At 44.4% G+C, this 295-nt stretch carries 1 protein-coding gene; it reads left to right on the top strand.

From position 1 onward, the window contains the following. Positions 1-83: 83 nt before the first annotated feature. The coding region (locus AAEY79_RS14410) for a rod shape-determining protein (RefSeq protein ID WP_352288958.1) at positions 84-295 on the top strand (212 nt) is incomplete at its 3' end.

The raw sequence follows: 295 nt of genomic DNA, 5'->3' as shown, positions 1-295 counted from the left end.
ATTCGGTATTGTAGAATGGGGGTGTCATTGATAAAGTTAGCTGATTTTTCTTCTTCTGACTCAACAGAATACAGGCCTGATACATGTTCAAAAAGTTGCGCGGCATTTTTTCTAACGACCTATCGATCGATTTAGGTACGGCAAACACTCTTATTTATGTTCGCGATGAAGGCATCGTTTTGAACGAACCCTCAGTGGTTGCCATTCGCGGCGAACGCAATAGCAATGGGCCAAAGTCAGTTGCTGCAGTCGGTAGAGAGGCAAAACAAATGCTAGGCCGAACGCCTGGTAATAT

It is taken from the genome of Psychrobacter sp. GW64-MNA-CIBAN-0177 (genome assembly GCF_040309585.1).
Lineage (GTDB): Bacteria > Pseudomonadota > Gammaproteobacteria > Pseudomonadales > Moraxellaceae > Psychrobacter > Psychrobacter okhotskensis.
This window is presented reverse-complemented; position numbering and strand designations above follow the sequence as displayed.